Source organism: Peteryoungia ipomoeae (assembly GCF_004912165.1).
Taxonomy (GTDB): domain Bacteria; phylum Pseudomonadota; class Alphaproteobacteria; order Rhizobiales; family Rhizobiaceae; genus Allorhizobium; species Allorhizobium ipomoeae.
In genome coordinates, this window is the sequence record NZ_STGV01000003.1 from 529,733 (window position 1) to 545,072 (window position 15,340).

Consider the following 15,340-nt stretch of genomic DNA (forward strand, 5'->3'; position numbering starts at 1 on the left):
CCCCTTCCCTGTTGCGCGCAAGAGATGAGCAATGAAATCTGAGTGGGTTGCCGGTCATCGGCTTGTGGATGCCAGATCTCTGAGAGCGATTCTTTTGCTCGCGGTTCTGGCACTCGCCTGCCTTGCTCCCAGCCTTTCTATTGTCGCACATCTCGACAACCAGATTTCGGAGGCACGCGCCAAAGCCGCGGCACGGACGGCCAGTGGCAACTTCATCTTCGTGGCGATCGATCAGAAAAGCCTTGCGGATATCGGGACATGGCCATGGCCGCGGCAACTGCATGCAAGCCTGATCGACAAACTCGTCTCCGCCGGTGCTGGCGACATTTTCCTCGACATCGATTTCAGTTCGGCCTCCACTCCGGAGGCAGACCGTCGCCTGCAACAGTCGCTCGAAGCCGCCGGTGGGGGCGTGATCCTTCCGGTTTTCCGGCAGCGCAGCAGCGCCGGCGAGACTGACAGTCTGGTCGCCACCACACCACGGGCTGAATTTGCGCAGAACGCGTGGACTGCGCTGGTCGATGTCGAACTCGATGCTGACGGCCTCGTCCGTTCCGTTCCCCTCGTGGCAATGATTGACGGCACACCAACAGTGTCAGCCTCCGCCATTCTTGCAGGCCTCGATGGCGTGGACGAGGAGAAGCTGGCAATCGATTTTTCGATCATGCCGGAGATGGTGCCGACATTCTCGCTGACCGATGTCCTGTCGGGTGCCGTGCCCGCGGAAGTTTTCAAAGGACGGTCGGTGGTCGTCGGAGCCTATGCGGTCGAATTGAAAGATATATTCTCCGTGCCCGTCCACGGCGCGATCAGCGGCCCGATGCTGCATATCCTGGCAGCCGAAACCCTTGTACAGCAGCGGGCGCTGCTGACTGTACCCGCACTTCTTCTCGCCCTCGCCAGCGCTCTGCTTGTCACAGCCTATGCCTTTGTCGGCCGCCGCTGGCCGCTGGCGGTTGCACTGGTTTGCACCCTTGCGGTGATCGCGCTCTGCGAAGGCGCCGCCTATCTCATGTATGAACGCTTCGCCATCGACCTGAAAACGGCGTCCGTCTGGCTTGTGCATGCGTTTGGTCTTGTGATGCTGCTGGCCGACAAATTGCGGCTGAAAGAGTGGATCGCGGACCTGGCGACTGCCCAGAGCCGGGACACCCGGCGGGTGTTCAAGCGCGTGATCCGCGACAGCATCGACCCCATCATCATCCTGGATTCGAAAACCGGCCTTCTGGACGCAAGCAAGACGCTTGCAGCGACGCTCAACCTTCCAACGCCGGTTGCGGAGGGCACTTTGCTCCGCGAGTTTGCGCCGGCCGCTCTCGTGAAAGGCGTCGACGATGTTCTTGGAGCTTATGCCGCCGCGCCGGACAGCAGTCACAGTCAGACTGTAACGCTTGCTCTCGAAGAGGGATCGCAAGCCCGCTATCTCGAAGCGGTGTTGACTGTCTCGCCCTTTGAAAGGATGAGCAGTGACGGTTATTCCTCAATCGGCTCGCATGTCATCTGCATCGTCTTGCGGGATGTGACCGCCCGCCGCCTCTATGAGCGAAAACTCGAGGCGCTGGCACGCACCGATGATCTTACGGGCGCCTTGTCTCGCCGGGGATTGTGCGATGCCCTGACGTCGGCAAACAGCGACTTTGTTCTGTTTGCCCTGGACTTGCATCGTTTCAACGTCATCAATGACATGCTGGGTCGCGAAAAGGGCGATCGCGTCCTGCAGGTCGTGGCGCAACGACTGACATCAATGGCAGGCCAGACGGGGCTCGTTGCCCGTATCGACGGCAATGTCCTGTGTCTGGCAATGCCGGCGGTGGAGTGCCCCTCACTCTCGGGGATGGCTGAGAAGGTCCTGGCAAGCTTCGATACACCCTTCGATATCGACGGGATGAGCGTTGCACTGGAAGCGCATATTGGTGCGGCGCTTGGCACCGCGGCGGCCGGTGACCCGGCGCGGTGGCTGGAAGCGGCCGAGCAAGCGCTTGGCGAAGCCAAACAGGTGGGTGGCCGCGGATGGAGAGCTTATGATCCTGCTTCGGCACTGCGGCGCATGCGGTCCAGAATGCTGGAAGCCGAAATGCCGGCAGCGCTTGCGGCAGGGCAGTTCTTCCTGAGATATCAGCCGCAGGTCTCCCTGGAAACGAGAGCAATGCTGGGCGTCGAGGCATTGGCCCGTTGGGAGCATCCGTCGATCGGTGCGGTCTCGCCGGGCGAATTCATTCCGATTGCAGAGGCAAACGGCTTCATCACCGAGCTTGGCCGCTTCATGCTGCACGAGGCATGCCACACGGCGCTTGGCTGGCCTGAGCACCTCACCGTTGCGGTGAATGTTTCGCCCGTGCAGTTTCAACGCGGGACTATCCTGAACGATGTGCGGGAGGCGCTTGCAGCATCCGGCCTTCCCCCTCAACGCCTGCATCTCGAAATCACCGAAACGCTGTTTCTCGACCGGTCGGATACGCTGTTCAAGACACTGGAAAGCCTTCGCGGCCTCGGCATTTCGATTGCACTCGATGACTTCGGGACGGGTTACTCCTCCCTCGGCTATCTCACGTGCCTTCCGCTGGACAAGTTGAAGATCGACCAATCATTCGTTCGCGACATGGCCGATGAGGCAGGGGCCGGCTCGATTGTCCGCACCATCATCGCGCTGGCGCATTCGCTGAAGTTGCAGGTCATCGCCGAAGGCGTCGAGACGGAAGAGCAGTGCAGGCTACTGATCACGCTTGGTTGTGATTGCGCCCAGGGCTATCACTTCGGCAAGCCTATGGATGCAGAGGATATTTCGACACTGTCGAGTCCCGACCTGACCTCTCTTGGCAGGCACACGCTCATCGGCCAGGCAAAGGCCGGGTAGCGACGAAAACGGCGCAAGCCAGAAGGATCGCTCCGATCGATAGCTTGAGCCAGAGGCTTGCGGGACCGAAGACCAGAACGATCACGAAGCTGAGCGACATCAGGGACACGGACGCGATCTTGGCGTTGCGCGAGATTGCCCCTTCCCGGCGCCAGTCGATCAGTGGCTGCCCGTAACGCGGGTGCTCCAGCAGCCAGCGCTCGAAGCGCGGAGACGACCGGGCAAACAAGGTTGCTGCCAGGATCAGAAAGGGCGTCGTTGGCAGAACCGGCAGGAAGACCCCGATGATGCCAAGCGCGACAAAGAACCATGCAGCGCCGAGGGTCAGGATACGCATCAAGTGCCTGTCTGATAAAATGGAGATTGACGCTCAAGATAGTTCATTGTGCGTCTGCGGCAAGCCCCATGAGATTTCGTTGAATGTGGCAATTTTTCGTTTGCGCCGCAAAAGACGGACATGCATCCTTGCGCCGCAATCCCGCCTTTTCAGGAACACTGAACTTTCATGTCCAAGGTCACCCTCGTTCTCGGCGCCGGCATCATCGGCGTGTCCACGGCCATTCATCTTGCGCGGCGCGGTCGCTCGGTGGTGCTGGTGGACCGGCGCGGCGCGGGCGAAGAGACGTCCTTCGGCAATGCCGGCCTGATCCAGCGCGAAGGCGTCGTGCCCTATGCCTTCCCTCAGGACCTTGGCCTGCTGGTCCGCTACGGTTTCAACAACCGCATCGACGCGCATTACCATGCCAGCGCTATGATGAAGCTCGTTCCTTTCCTGTCGCGCTACTGGTGGCACTCCAATACCAGCCGCCATCAGGTGATCGCGCGCGCCTATGCGCCGCTGATCGAGAACTCGATCAACGAGCATCAGGATCTTATTCAGGCAGCCGGTGCCGATGCCTTGATCCGCAAGGATGGCTGGATGCAGGTCTTCCGTACCAAGGCCAAGCAGGACGCCGAACTTGCCGAAGCGGCGCGTCTTGCCCGCGAATACGGCGTCAGCTACCGGTCCCTCGACCGCGCGGAGCTGGCTGCCGAGGAGCCGCATCTGCGCGGCGATTTCGTTGGCGCACTGAAGTGGAACGACCCCTGGTCCGTCACCGACCCGCATGGCCTGACCAAGGCCTATCTTGCCTATTTCGAAAGCCTTGGCGGCCGCTTCGTCAAAGGTGATGCGACAAGCCTTGAGCAGCTCCCCTCGGGCAAGGGCTGGCATGTGCGCAGCGACGACGGCATGGTCGAGGGCGAGGATGTCGTACTGGCACTCGGGCCGTGGTCGGAAGACGTGACGCAAAGGCTCGGCTATCGCTATGTGCTGGGCGTCAAGCGTGGCTACCACATGCATTACGCACCCGCCGGCAATGCCGTTCTCAACAACTGGACGATGGATGCCGAGCGCGGCTACTTCCTGGCACCGATGGCCAAGGGCATCCGTCTGACGACCGGTGCAGAATTCGCCAGGCGCGATGCGCCGAAGTCGCCGGTGCAGCTCGCCCGCGCCGAGGCGGTGGCGCGCGACATCTTCCCGCTTGCTGAGCGGCTGGATGCCGAGCCCTGGATGGGCGCCCGCCCCTGCACGCCCGACATGATGCCGGTTATCGGCAAGGCGCCGCGCCATGACGGCCTGTGGTTCGCCTTCGGTCATGCGCATCACGGCCTGACGCTCGGGCCTGTCACCGGCCGCCTGATCGCCGAGATGATGGATGGCGAGAAGACCTTCATCGACGCGAAGGCCTGGAGGCCGAACCGTTTCGCGGGTTGATGTCCGGAAGGCTTACGGCTGAGCACAGCCGCGGTGCCCGGCCCTAGCCAGCCTTGCCTGAACATGCTAGGCCTGACGCACAGTTGAACAATCGGGCGGCGCGCCGACCGGTCGTTCCGGCAGGCGTCGGACAAACACGCATCGGAAGAATGCGGCCGGCGGAAGGGGTTCACGACAAGACGGACAGTGGCATGCGCCGGTGTTTGATCCACAACGCGAAAAACGTCTATCGTTAGCGGCGCGGCCGCTTGCGCCCCTGCGCGCGCGTTTTACCCCAATCGACATCTGCCATACGGTGAACCATGAACATGGCCGAAGAGGCCCGCGAATTCTTTGCGGCAAATCCCGATATTGAAGTTCTTGAAGCCTTCGTCATCGACGTGAACGGCGTGCCGCGCGGCAAGTGGATCCCGCGCGAGCGGGCGATCGACGTGTTGACCAAGGGCATGGCCATGCCGCGCTCGGTCTATGCGCTCGACGTCTGGGGCCGCGACGTGAACGCGGCCGGCCTTGCCGAAGGCACCGGCGACCCTGATGGCATCTGCTTTCCGGTGCCGGGCACGCTGTCGCGCGTGACATGGCTCGGACGGCCGACGGCGCAGGTGCTTCTGCAGATGCAGACGCCGGAGGGCGACAGTTTCTATGCCGACCCGCGCCAGGTGCTCGGCAATGTGCTGGCCCGGTTCAAGGCCGCGAAGCTGACGCCTGTCGTCGCCACCGAACTCGAATTCTATCTGATCGACCCCGTGCGCTCGGCGCTCGATCCGGTGCGGCCGCCCAACACCCGCGACGGACGGTGGCATACCGGCCAGACGCAGGTGCTTTCAATCTCCGAGCTGCACGATTTCGAAGAGGTCTTTCACGGCATTTCGAGCGCAGCGCGCGCTCAAAAGGTGCCAGCGGACACGACCTTGCGGGAAAACGGACCCGGCCAGTACGAAATCAACCTCAACCATGTGCCGGACGCGCTGGCTGCGGCGGACTATGCCGTCCTTCTGAAGCGCATCGTCAAGGGCGTGGCCCGCGCCAATGATCTCGACGCCACCTTCATGGCCAAGCCCTACGGCATGCAGGCCGGCAGCGGCATGCATGTGCATTTTTCCGTGCTCAACGAGCGCGGCGAAAACATCTATGTCGGCGCGGACGGCCCGTCGGAAGCGCTCTACCACTCCGTTGGCGGCCTGCTCGAAAACATGGGCGAGAGCATGGCGATCTTTGCGCCGCACCAGAATTCCTATCGTCGTCTGCGGCCGTCTGAACACGCGCCGACCTATGCCTCTTGGGGCATCGACAACCGTTCGGCCGCGGTGCGCGTGATCACGGCGTCGAGGCCGGCGACACGCATCGAGCATCGCGTGGCCGGCGCCGATACCAACCCCTATCTGGTGCTGGCGATGATCCTGTCGGCAGCGCTGGCCGGCATGAAGGAGAAGCTCTCACCCGGCGGCGCGATCACCGGTGACGACCATGCGGTCAATCATGAGCCGCTGCCGACGAACTGGGACTACGCGCTGCAGCGGTTCGCCAAGTCGAGCTTCGCCTATGCGGCGCTGGGGCCGAAATATCGCAGCCTCTACAGCGCCTGCAAATATCAGGAACTCTCCGAGTTTTCGCTGCGTGTGACCGACGTCGAATACGACGCCTATATCCGGACCGTGTGAGGTAATGAGCATGGAAAAGTCGATCGGACCCAATCCCGGCCATGCGGCCTCCTATTATGCGGCGTCTGCCCGTGACAAGCGTATCCGGCCGAAGCTCGATGGCGAACACACGGCCGATGTCTGTGTCATCGGCGCGGGCTTCACCGGCATTTCGGCAGCCCTGCAACTGGCGGAGAACGGCTATTCGGTGATCGTGCTGGAGGCTGACCGTATCGGCTTTGGCGCCTCGGGCCGCAATGGCGGACAAATCGTCAACGGCTATAGCCGCGACCTCGAGACGATCGCAAAACGCTACGGCCAGGAGAAGGCCGACCGACTCGGGGAAATGTCGCTGGAAGGCGGGCGGATAATCCGCGAGCGCGTCGCGAAATACGGGATCGAATGCGATCTCGTCGACGGCGGCTTCTTCGCTGCCTTTACCGACAAGCAGGTCAAGGAGATGGCGGAAGTCCGGGCGCACTGGAAGCGTCATGGCCATGACGGGCTGGAAATGGTCTCGAAGGCAGAGGTTTCCAAATATGCCAAGACAGACCGCTATGTCGGCGGCATGATCGACCGGCATGGCGGCCATATCCATCCGCTCGATCTGGTGCTGGGCGAAGCAGCGGCTGCCGAAAGCCTCGGCGCGAAAATCTTCGAGAATTCGAAGGTCATGCATCTCGACACCGGCCCGCAGCCTTTCGTCTGCACCGAAGGCGGCATCGTCAAAGCCAAGCATATGCTCGTCTGCGGCAACGCCTATATGGCGGGCATCGCGCCGAAGGTGACCGAGAAGATGATGCCGGTCTCCAGCCAGGTCATGGCGACCGAGGTGCTGGATGCCAAGCTGATCGAGGAGTTGCTGCCAGCCAATTACTGCGTCGAGGATGCCAATTACGTGCTCGACTATTACAGGCGCACCGCCGACAACCGCCTGCTTTATGGCGGCGGCATCGGCTATGGCGGGCAGGATCCGGCAGATCTCACCGGCGTCATCCGGCCGAACATGCTGAAGACCTTCCCGCAGTTGAAGGACGTGAAGATCGACTTCGCCTGGAGCGGCAATTTCGCGCTGACGCTGACGCGCATCCCGCATATGGGCAAGCTGTCGGACACGGTCTACTTCTCGCATGGGGACAGCGGTCATGGCGTGACCACGACGCATCTGCTCGGCAAAATCCTCGGCGAGGCCGTGCATGGCCAGATGAGCCGGTTCGACGTGTGGTCATCGCTGCAGGCCTACCCCTTCCCCGGCGGCCGGATGTTCCGCGTGCCGCTGACGGCACTCGGCGCCTGGTATTACGGGTTGCGCGACAAGCTTGGCGTTTGAGGAAAGAAGAGATGACCCGCACCGTCACCGTCGCCGCAACCCAGATGGCCTGCAGCTGGGATTTGGCCGGCAATATTGCGCGCGCCGAAAAGCTGGTCCGCGAGGCTGCGTCCAAGGGCGCGCAGATCGTGTTGATCCAGGAGCTGTTCGAAACGCCCTATTTCTGCCAGGACCAGATCGCCGAATTCTTCGATCTCGCCAAGCTCGCGCATGACAGCGCCCTGATCGACCATTTTGCCAAACTGGCCGAAGAGCTCGACGTGGTGATCCCGGTCAGCTTCTTCGAAAAGGCGGGGCAGAGCTTCTTCAACAGCATCGCCATCATCGATGCCGGCGGCGAAGTGCTCGGCATCTATCGCAAGAGCCATATTCCTGACGGTCCGGGCTATACCGAGAAATACTACTTCTCGCCCGGCGATACCGGTTTCGAAGTCTGGGAAACCAAGTTCGCCACCATCGGCGTCGGCATCTGCTGGGACCAGTGGTTCCCTGAGGCCGCCCGCGCCATGGCGCTGCAGGGGGCGGAACTGCTCTTTTATCCGACCGCCATCGGCTCGGAGCCGCAGGATCCGACAATCGACAGCGCCGCCCATTGGCAGCGCGTCATGCAGGGCCATGCAGCCGCCAACCTGATGCCGGTGATTGCCTCCAACCGGATCGGCACCGAAGAGGGTCGCAAGGGCACGTCGCTCACCTTCTACGGCTCGTCCTTTATCTGCGACCAGACCGGCGCAATGGTCGAGACGGCAGACCGCGAAACGGAAACCGTACTGACCGCCGCCTTCGACCTCGACGGCATTGCGCGCCAGCGGGCAAGCTGGGGCCTGTTTCGCGACCGGCGCCCGGAACTTTATGGTCCGCTGATGGGCTATGAGGGCTGACAGCGCTCCGTCCCAGCGATCTTATTTTAACGCATTGTCCGACGCCGAAGCGATCCAGCTTCGGCTGGAAATGCCCTAAACGCTGCGCGCATCATAGGCCTGCTGGGCGGCAATCACGGTGTCCATGTGCACTTCCGCCCAATGGGTCAGCAGGTTCACCGTTTCGGTCAGCGTGCGCCCGAGCGGCGTCAGCGCATATTCCACTGTGACTGGCACTGTGGGGAAGACCGTGCGGGAAATCAGCCCGTCACGTTCCAGCTTCTTCAGCGTCTGCGACAGCACCTTCTGGGAAATCCCGGTGATATCGCGTCGCAGATGGTTGAAACGCACCGGCTCACCGTCGAGCCGGTCGAGGATCAGCAGCGCCCATTTGTCGCCCAGACGGTCGAGCACCAGCCGGGTCGGGCAATTCTCCTGATAGACGTCATAGGCAAACTGCATTGCATCAGCTCCTTGGCACAAGCCGGTTTTCTTGGGGCACAAGCCGGTTTCCTCGGCGAAACCATGTGACTTGAAAGTGCCTTCTTTTCAGATTTCCATGAGCGCGTATATATCATTTCGTAATCAGGTTTCCAAATGAAACTTGACCTCATCGAATTGAAGGACGGCAAGATGTCGAACAAGATCCTCGTATTGGGCGCCACCGGCAATGTGGGCAGCCATCTCGTCAAGACGCTGATCGCCAAGGGCGAGACGGTCAAGGCGGCAACCCGCTCCGGCAAATCCGTTGACGGCGCAGAAGGCGTTGCCTTCGATTTCGCCGATCCGTCGGGCCTTGCCAATCTCTTCGACGGCGTTGACCGCGCTTACATCATGCTGCCCGGCGGCAGTGTGGCGGTAAAGGACCTGCTCCTGCCCGTGGTCGAGGCCGCAATTGCGCGCAAGGTCAAGATCGTCTTCCAGAGCGTGTTCGGCGTCGATGCCGATGACAGCATTCCCTATCGCCAGATCGAGATCCAGATCGAAAAGTCCGGCATTCCCTACGTTATCCTGCGGCCGAACTGGTTTTCCGACAACTTCCACACATTCTGGAAGGCCGGCCTCGACCATGGCCAGATCGCGCTTCCGGCAGGTGACGGCAAGTCGAGCTTCATCGACGCGCGCGACATTGCCGAAAGCGCTGCCGCAGCCCTGACCTCGACCCAGTTCGACGGCAAGGCTTTCAACCTGACGGGCCCTGAAGCGCTGGGCTATGCGGAGGCCGCCACCATCCTCTCCGGCGTCATCGGCAAGCCGGTGACCTACAACGCCATCAGCGATGAAGCCTTCATCGGCATCCTGACCGGCGTCGGTGTTCCCGCTGATTATGCCGGTTTCCTTGCCTCGATCTTCCATCCGGTCCGCGAAGGCTGGACGGCTGCCGTCACGCCGGACGTTCAAACGCTGACAGGCAAGGCGCAGCGTTCGGTCGCGACCTATGCCTCGGATTATGCGGCAGCGCTGAAGGCCTGAGACTTAGCCCTCGCCCCGAGAGAGCATCCGGCCGAGACCCGCAAGGGCCTCGGCCGCAATGGCATCAATATCCTGGTCGATCGAGACCGTGATCACGCCGGGTTCGCCGGTCGGCACTTCCAATGTCGCGAGCTGGCTGTCGAGCAGGCCGAGCGGCATGAAATGGCCCGTGCGGGCACCCATGCGGGCATTCAGCAAGTCACGACTGCCGTCGAGATAGACGAAGACGAGGCGTCCACCCGTCGCAGCGCGCATATGGTCGCGGTAGATTTTCTTCAGCGCCGAACAGGACACGACAATGCCGTCGCCCCTGGCCAGCGCCTCGGCCATGGTCTCGCCGATCAGCGTCAGCCACGGCCAACGATCCTCATCGGTGAGCGGCGTGCCCTTTGCCATCTTGTCGACATTCGACTGAGGATGCAGCACGTCACCTTCAATGAAGGGCAGACCGAGCGATGCAGCGAGGGCAGCCCCCACGGAGGATTTGCCGCAACCGCTGACGCCCATCACGATAATCGCCAGAGGCGCTGCATTTTGAACACTTACCAGGGCACGATCCTCCTTGTCGGCAATCAGGGTTTCGGACCATAGCCAGCCACTTCAGGAATGCAATTGCACATCGGCGCTTGCGGCCAAAAGAAAACCCGCCTCGCGGCGGGTCTCAAAAACTGCAAAACTGCGGCTGGTCAGGCAGCGGGCGCCTGAGCCCGCATCGGGCGCGGCTCCAGATCGCCGATCCCCAGCAGGAAGTTGATCTGCGGGCGCGCCTTGACCAGATCGTCGATCGTGTATTGCGACAGCACCTCGAAGAAGGCGTTCAATGCCTTGCGCAGCGCCGCATTGAGACCACAGCTGTCGATCAGCGGGCAATCGACCTCGCCGTCGTCCTCGAAGCATTCCGCCATGGCGAAGCTGTCTTCGGTCACACGCACGACGTCGAACAGTGTGATCTTGTCCGCTGCCCGGCCGAGGCGCACACCGCCGTTGCGGCCACGCACGGTTTCGACCAGACCGGCCTTGTTGAGCGGCTGCAAAATCTTGAACAGGAAGAGTTCGGAGACGCCATAGGCCTTGGCGATTTCCGGAATACGGCTCAACTGGTCCTGATTGGCAGCGCAGTACATCAGCATGCGCACGGCGTAATTTGTCTGTTTTGTCAAACGCATGCACGATTCCTCTGTTTTCTTGACGCTTATATAGCGGCTTTTGCAGTTTTGAACAATTCCAAAATACTCAAGTTCACATCTGACTTATCCGTGATCAAACATGAGTAAGGTTGACAAGTTATCGCAATTACCGAATAAGCACGTCAACACATTCTAACGGGGAGGCCCTTGCCATGAAAAACCATCATCTCACGTTCTGCGCTTTGTCGGCGGTTTCGATGCTTGCCTTGTCCTCCGGCGCGGCGCTCGCCGACGGCGAAGTGAACATCTATTCCTACCGCCAGCCGGAGCTCATCCAGCCGCTGATGGACGCCTTCACCAAGGACACCGGCATCAAGACCAATGTGCTATTCCTCGACAAGGGGCTGGTCGAGCGCATCTCCGCAGAGGGCGCCAACTCGCCGGCCGACGTCATCCTGACCATCGACATCGCCCGCCTCATGGAAGCCAAGGACGGTGGCGTGACGCAGGCGCTTGATGATGCCGACATCAACGGCCAGATCCCGGCGCAGTTTCGCGATCCCGAAGGCAACTGGTTCGGCCTCACCACGCGCGGTCGCGTTATCTACGCCTCCAAGGAACGCGTGTCGGAAGATGCGATCACCTATGAAGAACTCGCCGACCCCAAGTGGAAGGGCCGCATCTGCATGCGCGACGCCCAGCACTCCTACAATATCGGCCTCTTCGCCTCGATGGTTGCCCATCACGGCGCCGAATACACGGAAACCTGGCTTGCCGGTCTCAAGCAGAACCTGGTGAAGAAGCCCGACGGCAACGACCGCGCCCAGGCAAAGGCCATCTTCTCCGGCGAATGCGATCTGGGTCTCGCCAACACCTACTATCTCGGTCTGATGATGACCAACGAGAAGGAGCCGGAAGAGAAGGAATGGGCCGGCGCCGTCAAGGTGCTGTTCCCGAATTCCGGCGATCGTGGCACGCATGTGAATATCTCGGGCATGGCGCTCGCCAAGAACGCTCCGAACAAGGACAATGCCGTCAAGCTGATGGAATTCCTGGCCTCGGATGAAGCGCAGACGATCTATGCCGAGCAGGTCTATGAATATCCCGTCGGCCCGAATGCCAAGGTTTCCGAAACCGTCGCCGGCTTTGGCACGATCAAGGCAGACACCCTGGCGCTTGCCGATATTGCTGCCAATCGGAAGACGGCGTCGGAACTGGTCGACAAGGTCGGCCTCAATGACGGTCCGACACAGTAAAACGGTCCTCTCAAAAGCACGCGACAAGGGGCAGCTTCGGCTGCCCCTTTTTGTTTTCCGCCGGTCTGTGACCGATGCCAAACCCCGGCATCACCGGGGCCTCACTGCCGTTGACCGCGGGCAAGCCGATGATAGCGTGCGGGCGCGTCAACGACGGAGATTAAACGTGCGGCTCCTTTTCCTCGGACTTATCGTGTCAACCGGTCTGTTCCTGCCCTTGCAAGCCCTGGCCAATCCCGGCCTGACCGGCACGTATCAGGGGTTCATCTGGTCGGGAGGCAGCAACACGCATGGCACCACCTCTTTCACGGTGAAACCGGATGGCGCCATCAGCGGCAGCTATCTGTTTGAAGACATGGGAAGCGAAATGCAGGGCACGTTGAGCGATTGCGCCTTCACCGCGCCAATCCTGCGCTGCACCTGGAACGATGCATATGGCAGCGGCGCGCTTGTGCTGCAGTTCACCGGCGATTTCTGGGCCTTCGAAGGCAGCTGGCACGACGGCAGCCTGGGCGAAGATACGGAGAACGCTGACAACGGCTATCGCTGGACAGGCGCAAAGACCGGGACGTGACAGCGCAACAGAATGGTTGATGCTAAGGAGGCGATGACCTGGATGGGCATCGCCTCTTCGCTATTCCTCAGCCCTGTGGCGAATAGACCTCGCCATCACTTCGGCGGGAAGCCAAGTTCGCGGGCTCTCGCTTCAATGGCTTCGCGACGCTCAGCCGTTGGCGGATGGGTTGAAAGCAGCGATGCTTCATCACCGTCGAGCCCGAGCTCCTGCTCCAGTTTTTCAAAGAAGCGCCCGACGGCACGCGGATCGCGACCGGCCTTGGCCATGAGCTCGACGGAGATGCGGTCCGCCTCATTCTCGGCGCTGCGCGAATGCGACATGGTCATCAGGGCAGCACCGCCGGTGAGCACGTCTTCGGCAGCCGTTCCGATATCGCCTGCAATCAGCATGATGAGGCCGGCCATGCCGGCGGCGCGGTAGACCTGCCTGAGCGAATGCTCCTCCTCGACATGGCCGATCTCGTGCGCAAGCACGCCGATGATCATATCCATGTCGGTACCGGCCATCTCGATCAGCTCATCTGTGATCACCAGATTGCCGTCCGGAAGCGCAAAGGCATTGGGGCCGATGACGCCGCCGCCGCGGAAGTTCAGCGTGTAGCCGGCTCGCCCGCGGGAGGAGAAATCCGCCACCTGATGGAAGGCGGCGAGAATTTCCTTCTGACGCGCCTCAGGCAGTTTCGTGTCCTTGAACACCGCCTTGTCGAGCGTGTTCAGCGCCCCGGCCGCCATCATTTCGGTGGCAGCAGGCGGGGTGACCAGGACGGCAACCTCGACGAGGGCCGGCAGGGCATAGCGGTAGATCCCGCCTGCCAGCAGAAAGGTCGCAATCACGAAGGCGATCAATCTGGGGTGAAAGGCTTCAAGCTTATGGACGACGCCGGTGCGGCGATGGCGCCCGATCCAGCCGTCAAGGGCTTCATTGTCCGCCGTTTCGAACATCGAACCATCCGGAAAGGTGATGCGCCTTGGCACACGCCCAATGCGGTCGGAGATTTCCAAACGCGCGAGATCGCCGACCGTTACCGGATCCGCGACCTCTCCTTCGAGCTTGACGTAGAGCGTTTTGCCCTCAGCCAGAAGCAGGGCCGGTACGCTTTTGCTTGCACCCGGAGGGTGCCAGCGTCCAAGCGCGATATGCTTTTCGTCAGAAGCCAAAATCAAATCCTTCGAGATCAAGATACTCTGCCGTGATGGCCGAGCCGGATTTCTCGATCGACGCTACCACATCGGAGAACTCTCCATCGACCAGAATTCCCGTATGCTCCACCACGTAGCGCTGCTCGCGAACGGCAGCCCAGGGCCGCATCAGACCGAAGGTAATCATCGAGACAAGGAAGTTCGACAGGATGATCCAGAAATAGCGGAGACGGCCCATGTCGGAGAACAGACGATGACGACCGTCGAACACGGTTGCATTCAGGACGACGTTGCGTACGCCGACGCGGTAGAAGATGCCACCGATCGCGAAGAAGACGAAGAACGGGATCATCACGCCGTAGATCGCCATGACGATCTGAACCTGATCCATACTTCCGTCCATGACGGAGGAGAAGCTCGCAAGCCCGACCAAACCTGCAATGGCAACGCCGATCAGCACAAGAACAAACGCCGGGATCCAGACGCGGTAGAGTGCGCCGACCTTCGGATCGCTTTCCAGCGCACGGTCGCCGTAGCGGATGTTGTTGAGGATGTAGCGATAAAGCCAGCGGCTGGCGAAGGGTGCAAGCAGTCCGAGCGACAGGGTGGCAACAAGGCTGCCAACGATAATGGCAAAGAACGCGCCGCCGACCTTGCCGACGAAATCGAAGCGAATGTTGCGATAGCTGGTGACGCGGGCATTGAAGCGCAGGCTGCGCATCACGATCCAAGGCAGGGCGGCAAACATCAGCAAAGCCAGAATGATGCCGGCAATCGGATAGAACTGCAGCGCAATGTTGTAGAAGGCGAGATAGCCGATGACGATACCGCGACCGATCAGGATCTGCAGACCCTTGGCATGATAGTCAAACGAATGGCCGTCGAAAAAGGTGTTGCCGTAGAAGTAGCGGTTGCGACGAACCTTTGCCCAGGCAGAATAGATACCGACTGTCACGATCGTCAGGAGTATGTTGACGATCCAGATGCCGAAATACTCCTTGGCATTGCCTCGGAATTCACCGCGATTGAGGATCGCGGTTGACGTTGTTGCAGCTGGCTGCATGAAAAGAACCTCTCATCTGATCACTATACGCGACGTCATCGCTCCCCCGATCACGACGTCCGCATCCTATCATCATGCAGATGGAACAATCTCAAGTGACGTCTGACACGCCATCCATCGCAAATTTATAAATTATTAAGGTCAAAGACTGCGGCGGCAGCAACGCCGCCGCCCCAGGTCATCGCTTTCGATTGCCTGATTTCCATCACTTCATCGTCGACACGACGAATTCGGCGCCATCCTTGATGCCCGCCCGACGCCT

14 protein-coding genes are annotated in these 15,340 nt (G+C 60.9%); 8 read left to right on the forward strand and 6 right to left on the reverse strand.

Annotation, left to right across the window (positions count from 1 at the left end):
• The first annotated feature begins 31 nt into the window (after nucleotides 1-31).
• Nucleotides 32-2,854: an EAL domain-containing protein gene (locus FAA97_RS12355; protein WP_136598822.1), complete on the forward strand. Its 2,823-nt coding sequence runs from the start codon at nucleotides 32-34 to the stop codon at nucleotides 2,852-2,854.
• Here the strand turns inward: FAA97_RS12355 and FAA97_RS12360 are convergent.
• Entirely contained in the window at nucleotides 2,829-3,191 is a 363-nt protein-coding gene (locus FAA97_RS12360; protein ID WP_136598823.1) for a YbaN family protein, read from the reverse strand. The genes FAA97_RS12355 and FAA97_RS12360 overlap by 26 nt on opposite strands.
• A 168-nt stretch (nucleotides 3,192-3,359) precedes the next feature.
• Between FAA97_RS12360 and FAA97_RS12365 the strand changes: the two genes are divergently transcribed.
• From FAA97_RS12365 to aguB, 4 genes are all read left to right on the forward strand, one after another.
• Nucleotides 3,360-4,613: an NAD(P)/FAD-dependent oxidoreductase gene (locus tag FAA97_RS12365; protein WP_136598824.1), complete on the forward strand. Its 1,254-nt coding sequence runs from the start codon at nucleotides 3,360-3,362 to the stop codon at nucleotides 4,611-4,613.
• 302 nt (nucleotides 4,614-4,915) lie between these two features.
• Nucleotides 4,916-6,274, forward strand: a complete 1,359-nt coding sequence (locus tag FAA97_RS12370) for a glutamine synthetase family protein (RefSeq protein WP_136598825.1) — start codon at nucleotides 4,916-4,918, stop codon at nucleotides 6,272-6,274.
• A 10-nt stretch (nucleotides 6,275-6,284) separates the two neighbouring features.
• Entirely contained in the window at nucleotides 6,285-7,583 is a 1,299-nt protein-coding gene (locus FAA97_RS12375; RefSeq protein ID WP_136598826.1) for an NAD(P)/FAD-dependent oxidoreductase, read from the forward strand.
• Nucleotides 7,584-7,594: 11 nt separating this feature from the next.
• The gene (gene aguB, locus FAA97_RS12380; protein WP_136598827.1) at nucleotides 7,595-8,464 is read left to right on the forward strand and encodes an N-carbamoylputrescine amidase; all 870 of its coding nucleotides are present in this window, start codon (nucleotides 7,595-7,597) and stop codon (nucleotides 8,462-8,464) included.
• Between the two features lie 75 nt (nucleotides 8,465-8,539).
• Here the strand turns inward: aguB and FAA97_RS12385 are convergent, their stop codons facing one another.
• Entirely contained in the window at nucleotides 8,540-8,905 is a 366-nt protein-coding gene (locus tag FAA97_RS12385) for a winged helix-turn-helix transcriptional regulator (RefSeq protein WP_136598828.1), read from the reverse strand.
• Between the two features lie 171 nt (nucleotides 8,906-9,076).
• On the opposite strand from FAA97_RS12385, the gene FAA97_RS12390 reads away from it, so the two are divergent.
• Nucleotides 9,077-9,916 carry an SDR family oxidoreductase gene (locus tag FAA97_RS12390; protein WP_136598878.1) on the forward strand — a complete coding sequence of 280 codons (840 nt, stop codon included), beginning with the start codon at nucleotides 9,077-9,079 and terminating at the stop codon, nucleotides 9,914-9,916.
• A 3-nt stretch (nucleotides 9,917-9,919) separates the two neighbouring features.
• Here the strand turns inward: FAA97_RS12390 and FAA97_RS12395 are convergent, their stop codons facing one another.
• Both FAA97_RS12395 and rirA read right to left on the reverse strand, forming a co-directional pair.
• Nucleotides 9,920-10,465 carry a gluconokinase gene (locus tag FAA97_RS12395; RefSeq protein ID WP_281281336.1) on the reverse strand — a complete coding sequence of 182 codons (546 nt, stop codon included), beginning with the start codon at nucleotides 10,463-10,465 and terminating at the stop codon, nucleotides 9,920-9,922.
• Between the two features lie 137 nt (nucleotides 10,466-10,602).
• Nucleotides 10,603-11,082 (reverse strand): iron-responsive transcriptional regulator RirA, encoded by a 480-nt coding sequence (gene rirA, locus FAA97_RS12400; RefSeq protein WP_136598829.1) that lies wholly within the window; start codon nucleotides 11,080-11,082, stop codon nucleotides 10,603-10,605.
• A 218-nt stretch (nucleotides 11,083-11,300) separates the two neighbouring features.
• Here rirA and FAA97_RS12405 point away from each other — a divergent pair, with 218 nt between their 5' ends.
• A complete protein-coding gene (locus tag FAA97_RS12405) occupies nucleotides 11,301-12,299 on the forward strand; it encodes a Fe(3+) ABC transporter substrate-binding protein (RefSeq protein ID WP_246041443.1) in 999 nt (332 codons plus the stop codon).
• Nucleotides 12,300-12,465: 166 nt separating this feature from the next.
• Nucleotides 12,466-12,873 (forward strand): hypothetical protein, encoded by a 408-nt coding sequence (locus FAA97_RS12410; protein ID WP_136598831.1) that lies wholly within the window; start codon nucleotides 12,466-12,468, stop codon nucleotides 12,871-12,873.
• A 95-nt stretch (nucleotides 12,874-12,968) separates the two neighbouring features.
• Here the strand turns inward: FAA97_RS12410 and FAA97_RS12415 are convergent, their stop codons facing one another.
• Both FAA97_RS12415 and FAA97_RS12420 read right to left on the reverse strand, forming a co-directional pair.
• Nucleotides 12,969-14,033: a M48 family metallopeptidase gene (locus FAA97_RS12415; protein ID WP_136598832.1), complete on the reverse strand. Its 1,065-nt coding sequence runs from the start codon at nucleotides 14,031-14,033 to the stop codon at nucleotides 12,969-12,971.
• Nucleotides 14,023-15,078: a YjgN family protein gene (locus FAA97_RS12420; protein WP_136598833.1), complete on the reverse strand. Its 1,056-nt coding sequence runs from the start codon at nucleotides 15,076-15,078 to the stop codon at nucleotides 14,023-14,025. Before FAA97_RS12420 ends, FAA97_RS12415 begins: the two co-directional genes overlap by 11 nt.
• Between the last annotated feature and the right edge of the window lie 262 nt (nucleotides 15,079-15,340).